This is a genomic window from Noviherbaspirillum sp. ST9 (genome assembly GCF_048799745.1).
Lineage (GTDB): Bacteria > Pseudomonadota > Gammaproteobacteria > Burkholderiales > Burkholderiaceae_D > Noviherbaspirillum.
In genome coordinates this window covers 211052-232986 of sequence record NZ_JBLWFR010000008.1, presented here as the reverse complement: position 1 = coordinate 232986, position 21935 = coordinate 211052, and the positions used below count along the sequence as shown (strand labels likewise).

Here is a 21935-nt window from a genome sequence, read left to right as displayed (position 1 = left end):
CCATATCTGCGAAAATTCGGGTTTTCTTTTTTCGGCGCGCAAGCTTTCCCGCCCAGGCGTCTCTGTCCTACCTGGAGACCACATGAAATTCCGCTTCCCCATCGTCATCATCGACGAAGACTTCCGCTCCGAAAACACCTCCGGCCTCGGCATTCGCGCCCTGGCGCAAGCCATGGAGGACGAAGGCATGGAAGTCCTGGGTGTGACCAGCTACGGCGACCTGTCGCAGTTCGCGCAACAGCAGTCGCGCGCGTCCGCCTTCATCCTGTCGATCGACGATGAAGAATTCGGCGGCGGCACGTCCGAGGAAACCGACGTCGCGCTGAAATCGCTGCGCGCCTTCGTCGAGGAAATCCGCTACAAGAACGCCGACATTCCGATCTACCTGTACGGCGAAACCCGTACCTCGCGCCACATCCCGAACGATATCCTGCGCGAGCTGCATGGCTTCATCCATATGTTCGAGGACACGCCGGAGTTCGTAGCTCGCCACATCATCCGTGAAGCGAAGTCCTACCTCGACAGCCTGGCACCGCCCTTCTTCCGCGCGCTAGTGCATTACGCGAAGGATGGTTCGTATTCCTGGCACTGCCCCGGCCACTCGGGCGGCGTCGCGTTCCTGAAGTCGCCGATCGGCCAGATGTTCCACCAGTTCTTCGGCGAAAACATGCTGCGCGCCGATGTCTGCAACGCCGTGGAAGAACTCGGCCAGCTGCTCGACCACACCGGCCCGGTTGCCGCGTCCGAGCGCAATGCCGCGCGCATCTTCAACGCCGACCACTGCTACTTCGTCACCAACGGCACGTCGACCTCGAACAAGATGGTGTGGCACTCCACCGTCGGCCCCGGCGACATCGTCGTCGTCGACCGCAACTGCCACAAGTCCATTCTGCACTCGATCATCATGACCGGCGCGATCCCGGTCTTCCTGATGCCGACGCGTAACCACCTCGGCATCATCGGCCCGATCCCGCTCGAAGAATTCAAGATGGAAAACATCATGAAGAAGATCGAGGCCAACCCGTTTGCGCGCGAAGCGGTGAACAAGAAGCCGCGCATCCTGACCATCACGCAGTCGACTTACGACGGCGTGCTGTACAACGTCGAGACCATCAAGGAAATGCTCGACGGGAAAATCGACACCCTGCACTTCGACGAAGCCTGGCTGCCACACGCCACCTTCCACGACTTCTACAAGAACATGCACGCAATCGGCAAGGACCGTCCGCGCGCCAAGGAATCGCTGATCTTCTCCACGCAATCGACCCACAAGCTGCTGGCCGGCCTGTCGCAGGCTTCGCAGATCCTGGTGCGCGATTCGCAGACGGTGAAGCTCGACCAGGACATGTTCAATGAAGCCTACCTGATGCACACCTCCACCTCGCCGCAGTACGCGATCATCGCCTCCTGCGACATCGCGGCGGCGATGATGGAGCCGCCGGGCGGCACCGCGCTGGTCGAAGAGAGCATCCTCGAAGCGCTGGACTTCCGCCGCGCGATGCGCAAGGTCGACCAGGAATGGGGCCAGGACTGGTGGTTCCAGGTCTGGGGGCCGGACAACTTCGCGGACGAAGGCATGGGCTCGCGCGAGGACTGGATGATCCGCGCGGAAGACGACTGGCACGGCTTCGGCAAGCTGGCACCGGGCTTCAACATGCTCGACCCGATCAAGGCGACCATCGTTACCCCGGGCCTCGCGCTGGACGGCAAGTTCGGCGAGACTGGTATCCCGGCCTCGATCGTCACGAAGTACCTGGCCGAGCATGGCGTCATCGTCGAGAAGTGCGGCCTGTACTCGTTCTTCATCATGTTCACCATTGGCATCACCAAGGGCCGCTGGAACACGCTCTTGACCGCGCTGCAGCAGTTCAAGGACGACTACGACAAGAACCAGCCGATCTGGCGCATCCTGCCGGAATTCGCCGCCGCCAACCCGCGCTACGAGCGCGTCGGCCTGCGCGAGCTCTGCCATAGCATCCACGACATGTACAAGACCTATGACGTGGCGCGGCTGACGATGGAAATGTACCTGTCCGACATGCAGCCGGCGATGAAGCCGTCCGATGCCTTTGCAAAGATGGCGCACCGCGAGATCGAGCGCGTGTCGATCGAGGAGCTGGAAGGCCGCGTCACGGCGATCCTGCTGACGCCCTACCCGCCGGGCATCCCGCTGCTGATCCCGGGCGAACGCTTCAACAAGACCATCGTCGACTACCTGAAGTTTGCGCGCGACTTCAATGAGCGCTTCCCCGGTTTCGAGACCGATGTGCACGGCCTCGTGACGCAGGATGTCGATGGCAAGCGCGGCTACTACGTGGACTGCGTGAAGTAACGCGGAGGACGCTTCGCGGGTGCAGAAAAAAAGCCAGCGGTTTCGCCGCTGGCTTTTTTGTTTTCAAGGCCGTAACGCTAACGGCTAAAAAAGAAAAGGCCCGCCGAAGCGAGCCTTTGAAACATTTGGTGCCCAGAAGAGGACTCGAACCTCCACATCCTAAGACACAACGACCTCAACGTTGCGCGTCTACCAATTCCGCCATCTGGGCTTACCGAGAGGCCGCAATTATAGCGGATATCGGACAGGAATGTCAGGCATGTAACGAATATTCCGTCATCCTTCCATTTGCGCACGAAAGCGACGCTGCCGGCGCGCCTCGATTTCCGAAGGGGTAACGGCACCGATTTTCAACAGCACGTTGTTCATGTACTCATTACGCTGCGCGGGCGTGTGCTGAAGGGCCATCACGTATCCATCCGTCATGCCTTTCAGGTGCTGCACCTGTCCGTTCAGCTTTTCGCCCTTCGCCAGACCCTGGCGATAGCCGTACTGGCGTCCGCCGAAGTAGCCGAGCGCGTACACGGCGATGCCCACGATCAATACCAGAAAGACGGTCGTCAGGATGTCCGCATTACTCATCAGAATGTTCTCCATCTGCAATGCGCACATACTATCCCGCGTTGCTCCCGGAGTCATTGCCCGTCCTGACAACTCTCTCCTATTCTTCGCGTTGACCGAATTTACATTTGGCAACATCAGTCGCACTTCAGAAACAGACGGTGCCGGCTTTTGCGCGCATCATCGATGCAACAACATCATTACGTCGCTCCTCGTAGCGACCGCAGCACCAGATCCTCCAGAGGTGGGCCGCCTCCCTGCAAAGGGAGCTTGGGTTGGGGGCAGGATGGTTGAAGTACCTCGGCTGTATAGCGAACACCCTACCCCTTACCTGCCCCTCCCCTTGCACGGGGAGGGTTTTTTTTGTGCGCTCAGAAAATGGAGCGGGCAGTTAGCGTCGTGAAACGCTCCAGTGCATAAGTCCCCGCGAGCGAATTCCCGGTCGGGTCCAGGCCGGGCGACCAGACCGCCACCGATGCCTCTCCGGGCAGCAGCGCAAGGATACCGCCACCCACACCGCTCTTCGCCGGCAATCCGACCCTGAAGGCAAAATCTCCAGCCGCATCGTAGGTTCCACAGGTAAGCATGAGTGCATTGAGCCGCTTGGCTGGACTGAGGCCGAGAATCTGTGTGCCGCTCCAAGGAATGGTGCCATGGTTGGCGAGGAAGCTTCCGGCCTTCGCAAGTTCGGCACAGGTCATCGTGATGGAGCACTGGCGGCAGTAGCTGTCGATGACGGCATCGACCGGATTGTGCAGATTGCCGAAGTCCTTCATGAAGTAGGCAATGGCACTGTTCCGGTTCGCGGTCTTTCGCTCGGACTCCGCAACAGTCTGGTCGAAGTCGATGCCCTGCTCATCCGCGATCTGGCGCGCGAACTGCAGGACGGCGAGATCAGGCTGCACAAAGCGCGATGCGAGGATGTCGGTGATGACGAGGGCGCCCGCATTGATGAAGGGATTGCGCGGCTTTCCCCGTTCGACCTCCAGTTGCACCAGCGAATTGAATGGATTGCCGGACGGTTCGCGGCCGACGCGCTTCCAGATGTCGTCGCCTTCGCGGGAAAATGCAAGCGCCAGCGCAAACAGCTTGGTCACACTCTGCAGTGAAAACTTCACATCGGCGTCGCCCGTCATGTAGGCACGCCCGTCGAGGCAATACACTGCCATGCCGAAACGTTCCGGCGAGATTTTGGACAGCTCTGGAATATAACCGGCGACCTTGCCCTGCCCGAGGAGCGGCTGGACTTCGGACTGGATCGTATCGAGGACGTGCTGGTAGTCGAGGGACATCGGTGCCACCTTGCGAGATTGGCCGCCCGCTCATGCAGGCGGCGTGCGTCTCATTCTATGGCACCTTCCTCCAAAGAAAATTTGGAAGAATTCCCCCTGGGAGGGAATCAGGTCTTGGGCAGGGTGACGCCGCGCTGGCCCTGGTACTTGCCGCCGCGATCCTTGTACGAGGTCTCGCACATTTCATCGCTCTCAAAGAACAGCACTTGCGCGCAGCCCTCGCCTGCATAGATCTTTGCCGGCAGCGGTGTGGTGTTGGAAAACTCCAGCGTCACGTAACCTTCCCATTCCGGCTCGAACGGCGTGACATTGACGATGATGCCGCAGCGGGCGTAGGTCGACTTGCCGAGGCAGATGGTCAGCACGCTGCGCGGAATGCGGAAGTACTCCACCGTGCGGGCGAGCGCGAAGGAATTCGGCGGGATGATGCAGACATCGCCCTTGAAATCGACGAACGACTTCTCGTCGAAATTCTTCGGGTCGACAATCGTGCTGTTGATGTTGGTGAAAATCTTGAATTCGTCGGCGCAGCGGATATCGTAGCCGTAGGACGAGGTGCCGTAGCTGACGATCTTCTGGCCGTCGACGTGGCGCACCTGGCCGGGTTCGTACGGTTCGATCATGCCGTGTTCCTCGGCCATGCGGCGGATCCACTTGTCGGATTTGATGCTCATTGTTTTCGCGGGAGAGTAGGATTGCGGGGCGGTCGCAGAGGCGGCAGAGCGCCTGCAAACGACGAATCCCCGCGATTTTACGCGAAAACAACCTGCCAGCGACCAAACTTGGGGGCGGTCGGAGCGGAATTGACCTGGATCAGTTTTAACGGCCGCAACCGTTACCAAATTGGCTAGACCGCGTGGCGGAAGACCTCAGGCTGTCGGTCCATCGGCTGGTGGAACCAGGACGCTTCGTCGACATACTGCTGCTCGACGCAGGCCACATAGGCTTCCTTCAGCCGGGTCGGGTCTTGCAGCAGGCGATCCTTCCACTCGCCGAGATGGACCTGGTTCTGGATCAGGCTGCGCAGGACGGTCGCATGTTCCGTCACCCCGACCGAATTGCAGCCGACCAGCACATCCTTGAAGAATTCCAGCCGCAGGTACTTGAAGTGCCGTTCGTCGGCGACCTCCACCCACTGACCTCCGCGCACGCCCTGCCAGTTGCCGAAGGAGGAGGAAATCAGTCCCATCGTGTCGACCACATCGATCTGCCGCACCCCGCGCTGGAAGGCATGCTTGCCGGTCATGTTCAGTGCGGCGCAGTAGGCCTGGTCCGCGGCGTTCGGCTGTACCCCGGAGATGACGGAACGTCCCGCGACACTGTCAAAGGTTTCGGCGCAGTCGCCTGCCGCATAGATGCCCGGCACGTTGGTTTGCATCGACGCATCCACCACCACGCCCTGCAAGCAGCGAATCCCGCTGCCCTTGAGGAAGGACACATTGGGCATGGTTCCAACGGAATACACGACCAGGTCGGCAACAAACTGCTCGCGATTCGACAGCCGCACGAGGCGCGTTGATCCGGCGTGGGCAAGGTCGCTGCTGCCGATCGAGACGACCCGCGTGGAGGTGAATATGCGGACGCCTTTCTTTTCACACCATCGCTGCACGATGTCGCCCGCCTTCTTGCCCATCATGCCGGGCAACATGCGGTCGCGTCGTTCAACGACGGTCAGCGACACACCGCGTGCGAGAAGCGCTTCCATGACGATGGAACCGATGAAACCCGCGCCAATAAGGACGACTTTGGCGCCCGGTTGCGCCAGCCGCTGGATGCGGCGCGCGTCGTCGAGCGTCCAGCATGCATGCACCCCGGGGAAGTCGATACCGGGAATGACAGGGACACGCGGCGATGCGCCGCTGGCGATCAGGAGCTTGTCGAATTCGAGGGCCGTGCCGTCTTCCATCTTGACGGTGCGCGTGCGGCTGCTGACATGGACCGCGCGCCCAAAGACCGGGATGACCTGCTGACGCGCGAACCAATCCTTTTCGCGCCGCAAATGCATGCCCGCCTCATTGATGTTCGCGGCCAGAAGATGCGGAATGGACATGCGCGAGTACGGCACTTCGGCCTCGTCGCCGATCACGATGATCTCGTCACCGGGCGCATTCTTGCGTATCGTTTCCGCGGCGATGATGCCTGCCGGTCCGTTACCGATGATGACGTGTCTCATGCGACCGCTCCGGATCGCATGCAGAGTGCCGCAGCAGGTGGTCTTTGCATTCGCTTCCCCTAATGGATGAGGATTGACGAAAACCACTATATCGCCGGGAAAAAGTTATCAATTGAATAATGTCAACGAGAAGGCATAAAGCCTGGAAACCTGTGCTCAGGAAATATCCGCCTTGCGCTGGATCTTGCCCTGAAGCGGAACACCGTTCTTTACCGCGGTCATCTCGGCGAGGATGGAAATGGCAATTTCTGCTGGAACACGGCTGCCGATATGAAGGCCGATAGGCCCATGCAGTCGCGCTACCTGATCGCCCGTCAGGTCGAACTGCTTCAGACGTTCGCGCCGCTTTGCATTATTGATGCGGGACCCGATCGCACCGACGTAAAACGCATCGGAGCGCAGTGCTTCCATCAATGCCAGGTCATCGAGTTTCGGATCGTGCGTCAGCGCGACGACGGCGCAACGCCTGTCCGGTTTCTGCTCGAGAATGAAATCGTCCGGCATGGCGTGGACTACTTCAACAGCGGACACGTGCCACGCCGTGCGGCATTCCTCGCGCGGGTCGCAGACAAGGACCTGATAGTCCATGCCGGTCGCAATCTGCGCCAGAAACCCCGACAACTGACCCGCACCGATCACGAGGAGGCGCCAGCGCGGGCCATACAATACAGCCAGCTTTCCGTCGACGACCTCGACCTGCTGGTCGGGATGGCCAGGGACCAGTTCGACCTCCCCGGACGATATATGAAGGACACGAGAAACCAACTCCTGCCGTGTCACGCGTTGCAGCAGCTCAGGAATCCGGCTCGGGCCGGAAAGGGGTTCAATGACAAGCTGGAGCGTGCCGCCGCACGGAAGTCCGAAACGATGCGCCTCCTCCGCGGTGATGCCGTAAGTGACGAGTTCAGGATGCATGCGCTGCATGCCCTCCTTGCGCACCCGTTCGATCAGGTCGTCTTCGACGCATCCGCCGGACACCGATCCGACCACCCTGCCATCCTCGCACATCGCCAGCATGGCGCCGGCCGGACGCGGGCTGGCGCCCCATGTCCGGATGACGGTGACAAGCTCGCATCGGCGCCCCTGCGCGAGCCACGCGTCGCAGGCCTTCAGGACTTCGAGATCGGTGCTATCCATTCCAGTGTGCAAGTTTCGTGAAATGAGAGCTTGCATCATAACGGATCAGCGTTGCATGGACTCCCACACCTTCTGCAGGCGCTTCACCGACACCGGCATGGGTGTGCGCAACTCCTGCGCAAACAGGGACACGCGCAGTTCTTCCAGCAGCCAGCGGAACTCCACCATCTTCGGATCGGCACTCTTCTGCCGGTCCTTCAATGCACGCTGCCACGGGGCGGCAACCAGCGACCATTCGGTCATCAGCCGCGCGTCGCGCGCCGGATCCGCGCGCAGCTTTTCCAGGCGTACGTTGATCGCCTTCAGGTAGCGCGGGAAGTGCGCGAGTTGCGTGTAGTCGTTGTCGGCGATGAAGCGCTTGCCCACCAGCGCCTGGAGCTGGGATTGCATATCGGCGGCGCTTTGCGCATGCGCCTTGGCGCCCTGCAGCTTCTTCGGGAGGGTGTAGTACTCGGCAAGCACTTGCGCCGCGAGACGCGCGATCTCATTGACCAGCAGCCCAAGGCGGCTCTTGCCTTCATCCTTGCGCTGGTTGAATTCTTCCGCGTTCTTCGGCAAAGGGTCCTGCATGCAGGCGCGGTCGAGGCCCGCCTGGATGATCTGGTCGCGCAGTTCTTCCTGCGTACCCAGCGACATGAACTGCATGCCCATCTGCTGCAGGTTCGGGATGTTCTTTTCAAGGTACTTCAACTGCTCTTTCAGCTGAATCGAGAACAGGCGGCGCAAACCGAGGTGGTGCACACGCGCCGCTTCCGCCGGATCGTCGAACACTTCGAGATCGCAATGCGTCTGCTTGTCGACAAGCGCGGGGAAACCGATCAGCGTCTGCTTGCCCTGCTGGATTTCGAGCAGTTCAGGGAGTTCGCCGAAAGACCAGGTGGTCAGGTTCTGGTACTCGGAAATGGCGGCGGCTGGCGCCGCTGCTTCCGGGCTCGCCTTGCTCCCCTGCTCCGCCGGCGCAATCGTTGTTTTCTCCGCCAGTTTCTGGAACTGTTCCCTCGCCTGTCCGCCAAACTCCGCCTGCAACGACGACAAGTTGCGGCCCATCTCAAGCTGCCTGCCGTGTTCGTCGACTACCTTGAAGTTCATGAAGTGGTGCGCCGGCAAGGTCTCCAGCTTGAAGTCAGTTGTCTTGACGGTCACGCTTGTCTGTTCGCGCACATCCGCTATGATCGCGTCGATCAGATTGCCCTTGCCGAAGTCTGCGCGCTCGCAGAATCCGGCGGCATAGTCAGGCAGCGGAACGCAATGGCGGCGCAATTTCTGCGGCAAGGATTTCAGCAGCAGATGCACCTTCTCCTTCAGCATGCCGGGAACCAGCCACTCGCAACGCTCGGCGGAGACCTGGTTCAGTGCGTAAAGCGGGATGGTCATCGTTACACCATCGCGCGGGCTGCCCGGTTCGAAATGGTAGGTGAGCATCATCGCCACACCGGCGACGCTCATCGTCTTCGGGAACAGGTCCGTCGTCACGCCGGCCGCCTCGTGGCGCATCAGGTCATCACGGTTCAGGTGCAACAGCTTTGAATTCTTCGCCGTCGCCTCCTTCAGCCATTTCTCGAAGGTGACGCCGGTATGAATATCCTGCGGGACCAGCTTGTCATAGAAAGCGGCGATCAGTTCCTCGTCCACCAGCACGTCGAGGCGGCGCGATTTGTGTTCGAGGTTTTCGATCTCGCGTACCAGCTTCTGGTTATGGGCGAGGAATGGTGCACGCGTGTCCAACTCACCCGCTACCAGGGCGCTGCGGATGAAAATCTCGCGCGCTTCCGTCGGATTGATCTTGCCGAAGTCGATCCTGCGTTGGCTGTAGACAACGAGGCCGTACAGCGTGGCGCGTTCGTAGGCAGATACCTGCGCCGTGCGTTTTTCCCAGCGCGGGTCGCCCCAGGATTTCTTCAGCAGGTGTCCGCCGACGCGTTCGAGCCATTCAGGCTGGATCTGCGCAATGCAACGCGCGTAAAGACGCGTGGTATCCACCAGCTCCGCGCCCATCACCCAGCGCCCTGCCTTCTTTGCAAGGTGCGAACCGGGCCAGATGTAAAACTTGATGCCGCGCGCGCCAAGATACACCTGCTCGTCGTCCGCCTTGAAACCAACGTTGCCCAGCAGGCCGGTCAATAGCGCAGTATGCAGTTGTTCATAGGTCGCAGGCGTTTCATTCAGCCTCCAGCCCTGCTCACGCACGAGCGTCAGCAACTGGGAATGCACGTCGCGCCATTCGCGCAAACGAAGTTGCGAGAGGAAGTTTGCCCGGCAGTTGTCCATCAGCTGCTTGTTGGACTTCTTGTGCTCGATAGCCTCCTCGAACCACTTCCAGATCTTCAGGTAGCTGACGAATTCCGACTTCTCGTCCGCAAACTTCTTGTGTGCATTGTCGGCGGCATCCTGCGCATCCATCGGGCGGTCGCGCGGATCCTGCACCGACAATGCGGCAGCGATGATCAGCACTTCGGTCAGCGCGGCGTTATCGCGGGCAGCAAGGATCATGCATCCGACGCGCGGGTCGAGCGGCAGCTTGGCGAGCTGGCGTCCGAGTTGGGTAAGCTGGTTGGCGTCGTCGACAGCGCCGAGTTCCTGTAGCAGCTGGTAACCATCTGCAACTGCCCGGCCCATCGGCGGCTCGATGAACGGAAAGGTCTCGACATCGGTCAGCCGCAGCGATTTCATGCGCAGGATGACGGATGCCAGCGAGGAGCGCAGGATTTCGGGATCGGCGAATTTTGGCCGCTGCTGGAAATCCTGTTCGTCGTAAAGTCGGACGCAGACACCCGCGGCGACACGGCCGCAACGGCCCGCGCGCTGATTGGCGGCGGACTGCGCGACCGGTTCGATCTGCAACTGCTCGACCTTGTTGCGGTAGCTGTAGCGCTTGACGCGCGCGAGGCCGGTGTCGACCACATAACGGATGCCAGGAACGGTCAGCGACGTTTCCGCCACGTTTGTCGCCAGCACGATGCGGCGCGCGTTGGATGTCCTGAACACGCGCTCCTGCTCCTGCACCGAAAGCCGTGCAAACAGCGGCAGGATCTCGACATGCGGCGGATGGTGCTTGCGCAGGGCTTCCGCCGCGTCACGGATCTCGCGCTCGCCGGGCAGGAAGACCAGCACGTCGCCGGGTCCGAGGCGGGCAAGCTCATCCACGGCGTCGACCACGGCGTCCATCAGGTCGCGCTGTTCCTTTTGCGCGGAGGGCTTTCCTTCCGTCTTGTCGGCAGGCTCCACCGGACGGTAGCGCACTTCCACCGGATAGAGGCGTCCCGATACCTCAATCACCGGGGCAGGCTTGTCGCCCCTGCCGAAATGTCGTGCAAAGCGGTCGGCATCGATGGTTGCCGAGGTGATGATGACCTTGAGGTCCGGCCGGCGGGGCAGCAGTTGCTTGAGATACCCCAGCAGGAAGTCGATATTCAGGCTGCGCTCATGCGCCTCGTCAATGATGATCGTGTCGTACTGGCGCAGCAACGGGTCGGTCTGGGTCTCGGCGAGCAGGATACCGTCGGTCATGAGCTTGACCGACGCTCCTTTCGACAGGGTATCCGTGAAGCGCACCTTGAAACCCACGTGCTCGCCCAGCGGCGTGCCCAGTTCCTGCGCAATGCGCTTGGCCGTGGACGAGGCGGCAATCCGGCGTGGCTGGGTATGACCAATCAGTCCCTTCTGGCCGCGGCCGAGTTCGAGGCAGATCTTGGGCAACTGGGTCGTCTTGCCCGAGCCGGTTTCGCCGCTGACGATGATGACCTGGTTCGCGCGCAGCGCGTCGGCGATTTCCTTCCGGCGCCCGGAGACAGGCAGCTCTTCAGGGAAGGTAATCGGCGGCAAGGGGTTGCGGACGACGGGCTCGACGGGCTTACCCTCGGGCCGGCGCGGCCCGGGTTGACGCGGGGGACTTTTTTGGACGTGTTCGGGTGCAGACATATCGGGGCGAATTATAATGCGCGTCATGGAAAACCCTATTCAATTCGTTCAGTGGCTGCGCTCCGTAGCGCCTTACATCCACGCCTTCCGGGGAAAAACCTTCGTGGTCGCCTTCCCGGGTGAGCTGGTGATGTCGGGCGCCCTACCGGTGCTGGCCCAGGACTTGTCCTTGTTGCACGCCATGGGCATCAAGGTCGTTATCGTCCACGGCTCGCGCCCCCAAGTGGAGGAGCAACTGGCGCTGCGCAACCTGACCGCCCGCTACCATAACGGCCTGCGCATCACCGATGCCGCCGCCATGGAGTGCGTCAAGGAAGCTGCCGGCGAATTGCGCCTCGATATCGAAGCGGCCTTCAGCCAGGGTTTGCCGAACACGCCAATGGCCCATTCGGCCATCCGTATCATTTCAGGCAATTTCGTCACGGCGCGTCCGATCGGGGTGATCGACGGGATGGATCTCGAATTCACCGGCATCGCGCGCAAGATTGCCTATGAGACCATCCATCCGATCCTAAGTGCCGGCGGACTGGTCCTGCTGTCTCCGCTGGGTTTCTCGCCTACCGGCGAGGCGTTCAACCTTGCCATGGAAGACGTCGCCGTCGCGGCAGCCACCGCGCTGCGCGCCGACAAGCTCATCTTCATCACCGAAACCCCGATGATGACCGACCTCGAAGGCCGCGACGTGCGCGAGCTGACCGCCGCCCAGGCGGACGCCCTGCTCAAGAGCAGCGTGCTGCCGCCGGATTCGGCCTTCTACCTGCAGGCTTGCGTGAAGGCTTCCCGCGCGGGCGTGCCGCGTGCGCACATCGTGCCGTTCGAACTGGACGGTTCGGCCATGCTGGAAATCTTCACCCACGACGGCGTCGGAACCATGGTCAGTACCGAAAACCTGGAAACCCTGCGCGAAGCTACGATTGAAGACGTCGGCGGCATCCTGAAGCTGATCGAGCCGCTGGAAGCCGATGGCACCCTCGTCAAGCGCGGCCGCGAGCTGATCGAACGCGAGATCGAGTATTTCTCGGTGATCGAGCACGACGGCGTGATCTTCGGCTGCGCGGCGCTCTACCCGTTCCCGAAGGAAAAAATGGCCGAAATGGCTTGCCTGACGGTGAATCCCGAAGTGCAAAGCCAGGGCGACGGCGAGCGCATCCTCAAGCACATGGAAAACCGGGCGCGCGCGGCCGGTTTTGCCCAGCTGTTCGTCCTGACGACGCGCACCGCGCACTGGTTCCTCAAGCGCGGCTTCGTGCACGCCAATGTCGACGACCTGCCGAAGGATCGACAGCACATGTACAACTGGCAACGCAAGTCACAAGTACTGATCAAGCAACTTTAACCCCCCGCCTGCCTCCAATGTGGCAGCGCCATTCAGATAAACAAGGAGTAGAACATGGCCCGCATGGTCCACTGCATCAAGCTGAACAAGGAAGCCGAAGGACTGGATTTCCCGCCATATCCGGGAGATCTCGGCAAGCGCATTTTCGAAAACGTGTCCAAAGAGGCATGGGCCGGCTGGCTGAAGCACCAGACCATGCTGGTGAACGAAAACCGCCTGAACCTGGCGGACGCCCGCGCGCGCAAGTACCTCGCGACGCAGATGGAAAACCATTTCTTCGGCTCGGGCGCGGATGTCGCAACCGGCTACGTGCCGCCGTCCGAATAATCTCCCGCAAGTAACACAAACAAAAAAGCCCGCTGACCAGCGGGCTTTTTTGCATTGGTGCAGCTATCAGAAGGTCAGCTTTTTCACGCCTTCCGCCGTGCCGAGCAAGGCGACATCGGCGCCGCGTTGCGCAAACAGGCCGACCGTCACCACACCCGGGATGTTGTTGATCTGCGCCTCGAGTCCAGCCGGGTCGGCAATCTTCAGGCCCACCACGTCCAGGATCATGCAGCCGTTGTCCGTCAGCAGCGGCTGGCCATCCTTCATGCGCAGGCGCGGTTCACCGCCAAAGGTCTTGAGCTTGCGCGCGACGGCAGCCTGCGCCATCGGGATGACTTCGACCGGCAGAGGGAAAGCGCCCAGCATGTCGACCAGCTTGGAGCCGTCGGCGATGCACACGAACTTCGCTGCAACGGAAGCAACGATCTTTTCGCGCGTCAGCGCGGCGCCACCGCCCTTGATCATCGCGCCCTTCGGGTCGATCTCGTCGGCGCCGTCGATGTAGACGGACATCGATTCCACGTCATTCAGGTCAAACACCGGGATACCGTGCGACTTGAGGCGTGCAGCCGTTGCCTCTGAAGATGCCACGGCGCCTTTGATGCGATCCTTGATCTTGCCGAGCTCATCGATGAAGAAATTGGCGGTGGAACCGGTACCGACGCCGATGATTTCGCCACTCGGTACGTATTCGATGGCGGCACGGGCAACCGCCTGTTTCATTTCGTCTTGGGTCATGGTGCATTGCAGTGAAAAAAGAAGCCGCTATTTTAAGCGGTCGGCTGTCGCAAAACCGGATTTTTTGTCGGCAATTGCAAGCGTTCTGAAGCAATCGAATGATAGACTTACCACAAAGCATTATTTTGCTTCAACATCCATAGAGCGATGCAAACATGACAACCGTTCTCGTTGTAGACGACAGCAAGGTATCCCGCCTGCTTTCGAAGCAGTTCCTCCTCAACCGCCATCCCGAATGGACCATCGCCGAAGCAGCCAGCGGCGAAGAAGCGATCGACAAGCTGCAGAACGTCACTCCCGACCTCGTCCTCCTCGACCTGAACATGCCCGGCATGGGCGGCCTCGCGGCGGTGGACAAGATCCAGGCCAAATGCCCGGCGGCGCACATTACGCTGCTGACGGCAAACGTGCAGGACGCCACGCGTGAAAAGGCGAACGCGCTCGGCATCGCCTTTGCCGAGAAGCCGATCACCGAAGCCTGCATCGACCGCATCATCGCCGTCTTCGAAAACCAGTAATGTTCCAGCTCACCGAACTTCAGCACGACGCCCTGGTTGAGATCTTCAACCTCGGCGTTGGCCGGGCGGCCGCGGCGATGAGCCGCATCGTGGATGAAGAGGTCACCATGTCGGTGCCCATGATCAGCTTCCAGAGCCGCGCTGAGGTCGCAAAGACATTGGGAAGCGACGAAGGACGCCGCATCTCGGCGGTCGCGCAGCATTTCGAGGGCGCCTTCAATACCGAAGCCTTCCTGATGTTCCCGGAAGAGAAAAGCCTCGAAATTGTCCGGTTGATGGTCGGCCAGAGTTTTTCCCTTGAAGAGCTCAGCGAGATGGAACAGGAGGCGATGAGCGAGATCGGCAACATCATCCTCAACTCCTGCATGGGCTCCTTCGCCAACGCCGCCGGCAAGGAATTGCGCGGTTCCCTCCCCACCTACCTTGCCGGCACCGGCGACGACATCCTTGGCACCACCGGCAAGGAATGGGACGGCGTTGTGCTGACGCTGAAGATCGACTTCAACATCGAGCGCCACCATATTTACGGCTATGTCGCCTTCCTGCTCGACATGCCCGCACTGCACGACTTGCAGCACTACATCGACGACTACCTTGCGAAGCTGATGGGATAGGCATGCAGCTGAGCTTGCTACAGGGTGTACTGAAGACCGTCCGGGCCGGCATCATCGTGATCGACCCGGACCAAAGGATCGTCATGTGGAACCAGTGGATGGAGCAGCACTCGCTGCTGCCTTCCGCCGACATCCAGGGCAAAGCCTTCTGCGACGTATTTCCCGGCATGGCCGATGGCCGTACCCATGTCGCGATTCTCGCCGCGCTCGAAAACAATTTCGCTTCGCTGCTGTCGCAGACCTTGAACAAGGCGCCTTTCCCGCTCTATGCCAATTCCGCAGACGCGGCGAACGCGGTGCGCATGCAGCAGGCGGTGCATGTCATGCCGCTGGAAATCACCGGCCTGCCCCGGCACTGCGTGGTGCAGATCACCGATGTCAGCATGGCCGTGGCGCGGGAGAAGAAGCTGCGTGACCTGGCGACGGAACTCGAATCGCAGACCCTCGTGGATGGCTTGACGGGGATCGCCAACCGGCGCCGCTTCGACCTGCATCTTGACGACGAATTCCGCCGCGCCAAGCGCAATGCGACGCCACTGTCCCTGATCATGATCGACGTCGATTACTTCAAGGACTACAACGATAACTACGGCCATCAACATGGGGACCAGTGCCTGGCGCAGATTGCCTCGGCGCTGGGTGGTGTGCTCCACCGCGCGTGCGACCTGGTGGCGCGCTACGGCGGCGAAGAGTTCACCGTGGTCCTGCCGGAGACCAACGAAGACGGCGCAATGCGAATCGCCGAAGCCATGCGTGCGGAAATCGAAGGGCTCAACATCGAGCACGCCTACTCGGGCGTGGCGAAGTTCGTCACCGTGAGCCTGGGCGTCAGCACTGTCGTTCCGGAACACACGGCAAAGACGGGCAGTCTCATCCACGCCGCAGACCGTGCGCTATACCAGGCGAAACGGTCGGGGCGCAATTGCGTAGTGATGTATTCCGATTCGAGAAAAAAGGCGGACCAGGTTTAGGCCTGACGCAGGGCGCTGGCCGCACGGGCCAGTTCGGTAATCTGCTGCCAGTCTCCCGACTGCATTGCATTCTTCGGCGTCAGCCACGACCCGCCTACACACGCAACGTTCTTGCATGCCAAAAATTGCGGCGCGGTTTCTTGCGATATCCCGCCCGTCGGGCAGAACATCACATCGGGCAGCGGACCGGCAATTGCGTTGAGCATCCCGAGTCCACCGGCTGGCACCGCAGGGAACAGCTTCAGCTGGTGAAAGCCAGCTTCTCGCGCAGCCATGACTTCGGACGGCGTCATCACTCCGGGCAGCAGAGGCAGACCGGAGTGCCTTGCCGCGTCGATGAGCGCGGGCGTCAGCCCGGGCGATACGCCAAAGACTGCTCCGGCGTCGCGCGCTGCTGCGAACTCCTCCGGCAGCGTCAACGTACCAACGCCTAAGATCGCATCCGGTACCTGCTCTGCCATCGCCCGTATCGCCGGGATGCCGTGCTCGGTGCGTAGCGTCACTTCCAGCACACGAATGCCGCCAGCAACCAGCGCCCTGGCGAGGGGAACCGCCTGGTCGATGCTGTCGATCGCGATCACTGGAATAACCGGCGAAACGCGCATGATGTCGAGTAGTGTCATGGTCTTTCTTCTTATCGGCGGGTCACGAGGGAATCCTCGTCGGAGAACGATTGTTCTTCAGGGACGGCGAGCGGGTTGTCCTGTTCTTGGGGTAGATGGAGCGGCGGCGGCAGGCTGAATGTCGCACCGCCCTCTTCCGCTGCGCTTACCGAGCCGCGGAACATGGCGAACAGTTCGCGCCCCATGCCCACCTGATTGGCGGACAGGTCCGCAGGCGCGGTCCCGCGTGCATTCCATTCTGCCTCCGCTACCAGGGCCTGCAACACTCCAGTTTCCGCATCCACGCGGATCATGTCGCCGTCTCGCACGCGTCCAATCGGCCCGCCAGCAAGCACCTCGGGCGAGACGTGGATAGCCGCTGGCACCTTGCCCGACGCGCCGGACATACGCCCGTCCGTCACCAGCGCCACGCGGCGACCGGCGTCCTGCAGGCTCGATAACGCGGGTGTGAGCGCGTGCAGTTCCGGCATCCCGTTGGCACGCGGCCCCTGGTAGCGCACGACGGCAACGAAGTCTCGATCCAGCTTGCCTGCCTTGAAGGCGAACATGAAATCTTCCTGGGAGTTGAAGACGATCGCTGGCGCCTCGACCACGCGATGCTGCGACTTGACCGCGGACACCTTGATCACGGCACGGCCAAGGTTGCCCGACAACAGGCGGAGCCCGCCATCGCGGGAGAATGGTTCAGCAGCCGGCCTCAGAACATCAAGGTCGCCGCTCACGGATACCGCTGGCCGCCACTCCACGTCCTCCCCCTGCAGGAAGGGCTCGGAGCAATGTGCGCGCAGCCCCTTGCCCATTACCGTCGTCACGTCCTCGTGCAGCAACCCGGCATCGAGCAATTCGCGGATGACGAATCCCGTGCCGCCCGCCGCATGGAAGTGATTGACGTCGGCCTCGCCGTTCGGATAGATCCGCGTCAGCAGCGGGACTACGGCGGACAGCGCATCGAAATCGTTCCAGTCGATCACAATGCCCGCTGCCTTTGCCATCGCAACGAGATGAAGCGTATGGTTGGTGGAACCGCCCGTTGCCAGCAAGGCGACGATGGCATTGACGATGGCCTTTTCGTCGACGACATGGCCGACAGGAATGTATTCCTTGCCCTGCGCGCTGATCTCGACCGCACGGCGTGCACTGGCAGCAGTCAGCGCATCGCGCAGGGGTGTGTTCGGGGTGATGAACGCAGTGGCCGGCATATGCAGGCCCATGACCTCCATGAGCATCTGGTTGCTGTTGGCAGTGCCGTAGAAGGTACATGTGCCAGCGGCGTGATACGACTGCGCCTCGGACTCCAGCAATTCGTCGCGACCGACCTTGCCCTGTGCGTAGAGCTGGCGGACCTTGGCCTTTTCCGAATTCGAGATACCCGTCGTCATCGGGCCGGCGGGAATGAAGACGGCAGGAAGATGGCCGAAGTGCAGCGCGCCGATCAGCAAGCCCGGCACGATCTTGTCGCACACGCCGAGGTACACCGCGGCATCGAACATGTTGTGGGAAAGCGCGATTGCCGTTGCCATCGCAATCGCGTCCCGAGAAAACAGAGATAGCTCCATACCCGGCTGCCCCTGCGTGACGCCATCGCACATGGCCGGCACGCCGCCCGCGAACTGCGCCACGCCACCGGCTGCACGCACGGCGTCCTTGATGAGATGCGGGAAGCGTTCGAATGGCTGGTGTGCCGACAGCATGTCGTTGTAGGCGGAAACAATGGCGACCGAAGGCGCCGATTGCTGCTTGAGCTTGAGCTTGTCATTGGCCGGGAAGGCAGCAAAGCCGTGCGCCAGGTTCGTGCAGGCCAGTGCGCCCCGCTGCACTCCCTTCAGCCGTGCCGCATCGAGGCGCGCAAGGTAGGCGCTGCGATACGGGCGGCTGCGCCTGATGATCCTGTCGGTTGTGGAAGCCAGTATGGGGTGAAGAGACATGATGCAATCCTTGACATTTATTACGTAATTTTACTACACAAGAAATCCATGACCACGCTCGAATAAAGCGCATACAGGAACCCGTACTCCCACCCGCTGAGATTTCGCAAGAAAGAAGCATGTCGGGAAAAGCTTGTAGTGAATTTACCTTAACATGTTGTATAGTTGAACACGTTGACGTTCTATACAAATTGTCTACCCGACCGGAACAGTTAATCGCCATGCCCCAATCCAATCTGACCGATGCACCGGCCTTCCAGGCCCTGATACAGCATTTTGCCGAAGCGAAGGAATGGCAGATGCGCACTCTGTTTTCGCAACAATCCGATCGCTTCAACCGATTCTCGATTGAAACCGCAGGCCTCCTGCTCGACTACTCCAAGAACCGGCTCAACGAGAAAACGATGGACTTGCTGTTCCAGCTGGCCCGCGAGTGCGACCTGGAGTCGAAGCGTTCAGCAATGTTTTCCGGCGAAAAAATCAATACAACCGAGAACCGCGCGGTGTTGCACACCGCGTTGCGCCTGCCGCGCGGCGCATCGCTTGTCGTGGATGGACAGGACGTCGTGCCGGAGGTTCATGCCGTGCTCGACCACATCAAGGCCTTCAGCGATCGCGTACGCTCCGGGCAATGGACCGGGTGCACCGGGCAGGCAATCACCGACATCGTCAACATCGGCATCGGTGGCTCCGACCTTGGCCCGGAGATGACCTGCCGCGCGCTGCGCCCGTTCGTCCACCCACGGCTGACAATGCATTTCGTTTCCAACGTGGACGGGCACGACCTCGACGCCGTACTGGCGAAAGTCCCCTCCGAAAGCACGCTGTTCATTATCGCCTCGAAGACCTTCACCACCCGCGAAACGATGATGAACGCGCAGTCGGCGCGTTCATGGTTTCTGCAGGCGCACGCGGAACCGGACCTGCCGCGCCATTTCGTCGCGGTATCCACCAACACGGAAGCCGTGCGATCGTTCGGCATCGATACCGAGAACATGTTCCCGTTCTGGGACTGGGTCGGCGGACGCTACTCGGTGTGGTCGGCCATTGGACTCCCTCTCGCACTCGCGATCGGATTTGAAGGGTTTTCCGAATTCCTCGCGGGCGCCCATGCCATGGACCAGCACTTCCAGACTGCTCCCCTGGAAAAGAACATGCCGGTCATCCTCGGCCTTATCGGCATCTGGTACCGCAATTTCTTTGGCAGCAGTTCGCTCTCCATCGCTCCTTACCATCAGGATTTGAGCCAGTTTCCCGCCTATCTGCAGCAGCTCGACATGGAGAGCAACGGCAAGCGCGTTACCGCTGCGGGCCAACCGGTTTCGACTGCCACTTGCCCAATCGTGTGGGGCGACGTCGGCACCAACGGGCAGCACGCCTATTTCCAACTCTTGCACCAGGGAACGGACGTGACGCCGGTCGACTTCATCGCGGCACTGAAGGCCGCGCATGACCTCGAAGGGCATCATATGGTCCTGCTCGCCAACTGCTTTGCCCAGTCGGAAGCCTTCATGCGCGGCAAGACCGCAGAAGAAGTACGCGTCGAAATGCGCGCCCAGCAAATTCCAGATGAGAAAATCGAATCCCTGCTCCCGCACCGCGTGTTCCCCGGCAACCGTCCGAGCAATACCATCCTGATGGACAAGCTGGCGCCGTCAACCCTTGGTGCGCTCATCGCCTTGTATGAACACAAGACGTTCGTGCAGGGTGTAATCTGGGGCATTAACAGTTTTGACCAGTGGGGAGTGGAGCTCGGCAAGGTGCTTGCCAAGAACATCGAAGCGGAGCTGACAGGTGCCGCACATCCCGATGCCCACGATGGCTCGACCAACGGCTTGATTGCACGGGCGAAGATCTCACTGTCGGAGTAATCTCCTGTCCGACGACGAACCCGGCCTCCGCTTTGCCATCGAATTTATCCACACGCCGAGCCGGAAGGCTTGCGCGTGCGCTTGCGGCAATTTTTTTGAAGTAACCATCTGATCATCATGGCTCTATCCGATTTTGACCTGGTCCTGTTCGGCGGCGGCGGTGACCTTGCAATGCGCAAACTGTTGCCCGCGCTGTACAACCGCGAACGCGCAAAGGACATTGCCGCGTCCGCCCGCATTATCTGTGTCGGACGCCATGAATGGACGCGCGAAAGCTTCCTGGAAGAAGTGAACCGCAGCGCCCGCCCGCACACCGCGTCCGGTTCGCCCGATGCGGGTGTCTGGGAGGCCTTCTGCAAACGGATCGATTACGTCGCGCTCGACGCAACGGATGCGTCGACCTATCCGCTGCTCGTAAAGGCGATGCGCGACTCGGCTGGAGGGGAGCCAATTACCCGCGTGTTCTACCTGGCGACGCCGCCAAGCCTGTTTGCGAAGATTTGTCACAACCTTTCGCAGAGCGGTCTGGCAACACCGGAATCGCGTGTCGTGCTTGAGAAACCGCTCGGGCGCGACCTTGCGAGCGCGAAGCAGATCAATGCGGAAGTCGGCCGGGTCTTCTCTGAATCGCAGATCTTCCGCATCGACCACTATCTCGGCAAGGAAACGGTGCAGAACCTGCTCGCACTCCGCTTCGGCAATGTGCTGTTCGAGCCGCTGTGGCGGCGCGAATGGATTTCCGACGTGCAGATCACGATCGCGGAAGAACTCGGTGTCGGCAATCGCATGGACTATTACGAAACCGCCGGCGCGCTGCGCGACATGCTGCAGAATCACCTGCTGCAGCTCCTGTGCATCGTGGCGATGGAGCCGCCGGTGTCGGCGACGCCGGATGCCGTACGCGATGAAAAGCTCAAGGTGCTGCGCTCGCTGAAACGCTTCACGGCCAATACCATCGCGCAGAACGTCGTGCGCGGCCAGTACCGCTCTGGCCATGTCGAAGGCAAACCCGTACCCGGCTATCGCAAGGAACAGGACGCCAATCCGAATTCGCGCACCGAGACCTACGTCGCCTTGAAGGCGGAAATCGATACCTGGCGCTGGGCCGGCGTGCCGTTCTACCTGCGGACCGGCAAACGCATGGCCGACCAGCTTGCGGAAATCGTGGTGCGCTTCAAGACCATTCCGCATTCGATCTTCGCCCAACCCAACCGTAGCTTCCAGGCCAACAGCCTGATCATCCGCCTGCAGCCGGACGAAGGCCTGCAGATGAACCTGATGGCGAAGACGCCCGGTGACGGCATGCGCCTGCGTCCGGTCGAGCTGGAACTGGATTTCCGCGAAACCTTCAAGATGCCGCGCATGGACGCCTACGAGCGCCTGCTGCTCGACGTGCTGCGCGGCCAGCTCACCCTCTTCATGCGCAGCGACGAACTCGAAGCGGCCTGGGAATGGGTCGAGCCCATTCTCGAATTCTGGGAACAGGAGGGCGACGAGCCGATGCCCTACACCTCGGGCACCTGGGGCCCACCTGCTGCGAGCGCGTTGATCGGTCGCGACGGATTACAATGGCGGGAAGAAGCGCTGCCGGAAGAGTGA

17 protein-coding genes and 1 tRNA gene are annotated in these 21935 nt (G+C 61.0%); 8 read left to right on the top strand and 10 right to left on the bottom strand.

From position 1 onward, the window contains the following. The first annotated feature begins 82 nt into the window (after positions 1 to 82). Entirely contained in the window at positions 83 to 2332 is a 2250-nt protein-coding gene (locus ACNOHI_RS19675; RefSeq protein WP_420476394.1) for an Orn/Lys/Arg decarboxylase N-terminal domain-containing protein, read from the top strand. 126 nt (positions 2333 to 2458) lie between these two features. On the opposite strand, the gene ACNOHI_RS19670 is transcribed toward ACNOHI_RS19675, so the two are convergent. From ACNOHI_RS19670 to hrpA, 7 genes are all read right to left on the bottom strand, one after another. Then, positions 2459 to 2543: transfer RNA gene (locus ACNOHI_RS19670), tRNA-Leu, on the bottom strand. 65 nt (positions 2544 to 2608) lie between these two features. Then, on the bottom strand, positions 2609 to 2914 hold the full coding sequence (locus ACNOHI_RS19665; RefSeq protein WP_420476393.1) for a hypothetical protein: 306 nt from the start codon (positions 2912 to 2914) through the stop codon (positions 2609 to 2611). Positions 2915 to 3264: 350 nt separating this feature from the next. Further along, positions 3265 to 4185 (bottom strand): glutaminase, encoded by a 921-nt coding sequence (locus ACNOHI_RS19660; protein WP_420476392.1) that lies wholly within the window; start codon positions 4183 to 4185, stop codon positions 3265 to 3267. A gap of 107 nt (positions 4186 to 4292) precedes the next feature. Beyond that, positions 4293 to 4859 (bottom strand): dCTP deaminase, encoded by a 567-nt coding sequence (gene dcd / locus ACNOHI_RS19655; RefSeq protein WP_420476391.1) that lies wholly within the window; start codon positions 4857 to 4859, stop codon positions 4293 to 4295. Positions 4860 to 5032: 173 nt separating this feature from the next. Beyond that, on the bottom strand, positions 5033 to 6358 hold the full coding sequence (locus tag ACNOHI_RS19650; RefSeq protein ID WP_420476390.1) for an NAD(P)/FAD-dependent oxidoreductase: 1326 nt from the start codon (positions 6356 to 6358) through the stop codon (positions 5033 to 5035). A gap of 156 nt (positions 6359 to 6514) precedes the next feature. Further along, on the bottom strand, positions 6515 to 7495 hold the full coding sequence (locus tag ACNOHI_RS19645; RefSeq protein ID WP_420476389.1) for an XdhC family protein: 981 nt from the start codon (positions 7493 to 7495) through the stop codon (positions 6515 to 6517). A gap of 45 nt (positions 7496 to 7540) precedes the next feature. Then, positions 7541 to 11413 (bottom strand): ATP-dependent RNA helicase HrpA, encoded by a 3873-nt coding sequence (gene hrpA / locus ACNOHI_RS19640; RefSeq protein ID WP_420476474.1) that lies wholly within the window; start codon positions 11411 to 11413, stop codon positions 7541 to 7543. A 25-nt stretch (positions 11414 to 11438) separates the two neighbouring features. Between hrpA and argA the strand changes: the two genes are divergently transcribed. Continuing rightward, positions 11439 to 12749, top strand: coding sequence for an amino-acid N-acetyltransferase (argA, locus tag ACNOHI_RS19635; protein ID WP_420476388.1), 1311 nt, complete (start codon positions 11439 to 11441; stop codon positions 12747 to 12749). A gap of 54 nt (positions 12750 to 12803) precedes the next feature. Then, complete coding sequence (locus ACNOHI_RS19630; RefSeq protein WP_088706982.1) at positions 12804 to 13076, top strand: oxidative damage protection protein; 273 nt, start codon at positions 12804 to 12806, stop codon at positions 13074 to 13076. A gap of 66 nt (positions 13077 to 13142) precedes the next feature. Here the strand turns inward: ACNOHI_RS19630 and rpiA are convergent, their stop codons facing one another. Beyond that, positions 13143 to 13814: a ribose-5-phosphate isomerase RpiA gene (gene rpiA, locus ACNOHI_RS19625; RefSeq protein WP_420476387.1), complete on the bottom strand. Its 672-nt coding sequence runs from the start codon at positions 13812 to 13814 to the stop codon at positions 13143 to 13145. Between the two features lie 155 nt (positions 13815 to 13969). Between rpiA and ACNOHI_RS19620 the strand changes: the two genes are divergently transcribed. Genes ACNOHI_RS19620 through ACNOHI_RS19610 form a run of 3 tightly spaced genes read left to right on the top strand, consistent with a single transcriptional unit; the run spans position 13970 to position 15917 of the window. Then, a complete protein-coding gene (locus tag ACNOHI_RS19620; protein ID WP_420476386.1) occupies positions 13970 to 14332 on the top strand; it encodes a response regulator in 363 nt (120 codons plus the stop codon). Continuing rightward, entirely contained in the window at positions 14332 to 14946 is a 615-nt protein-coding gene (locus tag ACNOHI_RS19615; protein ID WP_420476385.1) for a chemotaxis protein CheX, read from the top strand. Before ACNOHI_RS19620 ends, ACNOHI_RS19615 begins: the two co-directional genes overlap by 1 nt. Before the next feature lie 2 nt (positions 14947 to 14948). Continuing rightward, positions 14949 to 15917 carry a diguanylate cyclase gene (locus ACNOHI_RS19610; RefSeq protein ID WP_420476384.1) on the top strand — a complete coding sequence of 323 codons (969 nt, stop codon included), beginning with the start codon at positions 14949 to 14951 and terminating at the stop codon, positions 15915 to 15917. On the opposite strand, the gene ACNOHI_RS19605 is transcribed toward ACNOHI_RS19610, so the two are convergent. Together ACNOHI_RS19605 and edd are read right to left on the bottom strand one after the other, a co-directional pair. Beyond that, a complete protein-coding gene (locus tag ACNOHI_RS19605) occupies positions 15914 to 16540 on the bottom strand; it encodes a bifunctional 4-hydroxy-2-oxoglutarate aldolase/2-dehydro-3-deoxy-phosphogluconate aldolase (protein ID WP_420476383.1) in 627 nt (208 codons plus the stop codon). The genes ACNOHI_RS19610 and ACNOHI_RS19605 overlap by 4 nt on opposite strands. Positions 16541 to 16551: 11 nt before the next feature. After that, positions 16552 to 18465: a phosphogluconate dehydratase gene (edd, locus tag ACNOHI_RS19600; RefSeq protein WP_420476382.1), complete on the bottom strand. Its 1914-nt coding sequence runs from the start codon at positions 18463 to 18465 to the stop codon at positions 16552 to 16554. A 221-nt stretch (positions 18466 to 18686) separates the two neighbouring features. On the opposite strand from edd, the gene pgi reads away from it, so the two are divergent. Both pgi and zwf read left to right on the top strand, forming a co-directional pair. After that, positions 18687 to 20336, top strand: coding sequence for a glucose-6-phosphate isomerase (gene pgi / locus ACNOHI_RS19595; protein ID WP_420476381.1), 1650 nt, complete (start codon positions 18687 to 18689; stop codon positions 20334 to 20336). A gap of 117 nt (positions 20337 to 20453) precedes the next feature. Next, the gene (gene zwf / locus ACNOHI_RS19590) at positions 20454 to 21935 is read left to right on the top strand and encodes a glucose-6-phosphate dehydrogenase (protein WP_420476380.1); all 1482 of its coding nucleotides are present in this window, start codon (positions 20454 to 20456) and stop codon (positions 21933 to 21935) included.

Bases quoted from the DNA above. Each gene is read 5' to 3' on its own strand.
- ACNOHI_RS19630 (WP_088706982.1), top strand. From the start codon at position 12,804: ATGGCCCGCATGGTCCACTGCATCAAGCTGAACAAGGAAGCCGAAGGA.
- ACNOHI_RS19665 (WP_420476393.1), bottom strand. From the start codon at position 2,914: ATGAGTAATGCGGACATCCTGACGACCGTCTTTCTGGTATTGATCGTG.
- zwf (WP_420476380.1), top strand. From the start codon at position 20,454: ATGGCTCTATCCGATTTTGACCTGGTCCTGTTCGGCGGCGGCGGTGAC.
- ACNOHI_RS19620 (WP_420476386.1), top strand. From the start codon at position 13,970: ATGACAACCGTTCTCGTTGTAGACGACAGCAAGGTATCCCGCCTGCTT.
- dcd (WP_420476391.1), bottom strand. From the start codon at position 4,859: ATGAGCATCAAATCCGACAAGTGGATCCGCCGCATGGCCGAGGAACAC.
- ACNOHI_RS19645 (WP_420476389.1), bottom strand. From the start codon at position 7,495: ATGGATAGCACCGATCTCGAAGTCCTGAAGGCCTGCGACGCGTGGCTC.
- ACNOHI_RS19650 (WP_420476390.1), bottom strand. From the start codon at position 6,358: ATGAGACACGTCATCATCGGTAACGGACCGGCAGGCATCATCGCCGCG.
- hrpA (WP_420476474.1), bottom strand. From the start codon at position 11,413: ATGTCTGCACCCGAACACGTCCAAAAAAGTCCCCCGCGTCAACCCGGG.
- ACNOHI_RS19615 (WP_420476385.1), top strand. From the start codon at position 14,332: ATGTTCCAGCTCACCGAACTTCAGCACGACGCCCTGGTTGAGATCTTC.
- argA (WP_420476388.1), top strand. From the start codon at position 11,439: ATGGAAAACCCTATTCAATTCGTTCAGTGGCTGCGCTCCGTAGCGCCT.
- edd (WP_420476382.1), bottom strand. From the start codon at position 18,465: ATGTCTCTTCACCCCATACTGGCTTCCACAACCGACAGGATCATCAGG.
- ACNOHI_RS19610 (WP_420476384.1), top strand. From the start codon at position 14,949: ATGCAGCTGAGCTTGCTACAGGGTGTACTGAAGACCGTCCGGGCCGGC.
- rpiA (WP_420476387.1), bottom strand. From the start codon at position 13,814: ATGACCCAAGACGAAATGAAACAGGCGGTTGCCCGTGCCGCCATCGAA.
- ACNOHI_RS19660 (WP_420476392.1), bottom strand. From the start codon at position 4,185: ATGTCCCTCGACTACCAGCACGTCCTCGATACGATCCAGTCCGAAGTC.
- ACNOHI_RS19605 (WP_420476383.1), bottom strand. From the start codon at position 16,540: ATGACACTACTCGACATCATGCGCGTTTCGCCGGTTATTCCAGTGATC.
- pgi (WP_420476381.1), top strand. From the start codon at position 18,687: ATGCCCCAATCCAATCTGACCGATGCACCGGCCTTCCAGGCCCTGATA.
- ACNOHI_RS19675 (WP_420476394.1), top strand. From the start codon at position 83: ATGAAATTCCGCTTCCCCATCGTCATCATCGACGAAGACTTCCGCTCC.